The organism is Protofrankia sp. CiT1, from assembly GCF_917627335.1.
Taxonomy (GTDB): Bacteria; Actinomycetota; Actinomycetes; order Frankiales; family Frankiaceae; genus Protofrankia.
Window position 1 is genome coordinate 140,933 of sequence record NZ_CAKJTP010000001.1, and the last position, 1,568, is coordinate 142,500.

The 1,568-nt window shown below is 68.9% G+C and carries 2 protein-coding genes; both read left to right on the forward strand.

Annotated features, from left to right (window positions below):
- Positions 1 to 1,023, forward strand: a 1,023-nt coding sequence (locus MJ785_RS00590; RefSeq protein ID WP_239379873.1) for an SLC13 family permease, incomplete at its 5' end; no start/stop codon positions are given.
- A gap of 261 nt (positions 1,024 to 1,284) precedes the next feature.
- Positions 1,285 to 1,568 (forward strand): hypothetical protein (locus MJ785_RS00595; RefSeq protein WP_239379874.1); only part of this gene is annotated, 284 nt, incomplete at its 3' end.

A 1,568-nucleotide genomic window follows, 5' to 3' on the forward strand; every position in this document is an offset into this window, starting at 1 on the left:
CTGGTGGCGCCGCTGGCCTTTCTGCTGCTGGCCGTGCCGCTGGCGGTGATGCTGGACAGGCTTGGCTTCTTCGCGTCCGTTGCCGCGCTGGTGGAAACCGGCCCGAACGCGCGGCTGGGGCTGTGGGCACTTGCCGCGGCGGTCACGACCTTCCTCAACCTCGACGCGTCGGTGGTCCTGCTCACCCCGCTGTACATCCACACCGCGCGCCGGCATGGCTTCGACCCGACCATGCTGGCGGCGCAACCGGCGCTGCTGGCATGCCTGGCCTCCAGCGCGCTGCCGATCTCGAACCTCACCAACCTGATCGCCGCCGACGCCTACGGGCTCGGCGTCACCGACTTCGCCCTGCGGCTCGGCCCGGCATCGCTGGTGGCAGTGGTGGTGGGCTGGCTCTTCTATCGGCGGGCCGACACCGCCACGGCCCCGCACAGCACGATCACCGATCCGGTGGACAGACGTGCCCTGCGGCTGGGCGCGCCGATCGTCATCTTCGTCGTGCTCGGCTTCACCGTCGGCGACCTCGTGCGCATCCCCGCCTGGGCGGTAGCCGGTGTCGCCGACATCGCGCTGGTAGCCCTGACCCGGGCGGTACGGATCAGGGACGTCCCGTTCGGCGCGGCCGCGCTCGCCCTGAGCCTGGGAATCGTCGCGACCGCGGCATCCCCCCACCTGGGCCTCGGCTCCCTGTTCCGCGGCTCGGGAGCACTCGCGCAGATCCAGGTCGCCGCGGCCGCCATTCTCGGCGCGAACATGATTAACAATCTCCCCGCGCTGCTCATCAGCCTGCCGGAGGTCGGCGGCCATACGGAGAAACTCTGGCCGCTGCTGTTCGGTGTGAATTTCGGGCCTGTTCTCGTCCTGCACGGCTCGCTCGCGGGCCTGCTCTGGCGCGACACGGCGGCCCGCCTCGGTGTCGAGGTGAGCGCGTGGCAGTACAGCAAGCTTGGTCTTCGGATCGGCTTGCCAGCGCTCCTGGCCGGTCTGGCCGTCGTCGTCGGAACCGGCATCTTCCTCGACTAGTGAAAGCCGGAAGCAGCATGGTCACGCGCCTGTCCGCCGTATTGCCAGCCAGCTGGCACGGCTTTCACGCACCCAGAACCGCACGGAAGGTGATCCGGTCGGTAACATCTGCGACACTGTGCTGACACCGTCATCGGGCAACCACACAATGCTGACAGCCACGCAGTCCCCCGGAGCGCATCGAGGCAGAACCCCGCAGGCCCGAACCGGAGTCATCCATGCCGAGTCAGACGGCGTAGGACACATCGAGCAAAGGAAATCATGGTGTCGTCGCAGGCCTGCATCACCCTGGACGTCGTGCTCCTCCTGCCCGGCCGGGCGCGGGAACAAGCGGTCTCGTCGAGCAAAGCGCTGGCACACCGCATGGCGGCCAATGGCTATCCGTCCCACTTCCGCCTCGGCGAGCCCTACCCAGCCGCCGCTGGCGGTGTCTGTGAACCCCATGTGTCGCTGTTCATGCTCGCGGTCACGCCAGCGGAGATACCAGCCGTCGTCGACGCGGTACGCGGGGTCGCCCGCGTGGCACCACCCTTGCGCGCCGTCGG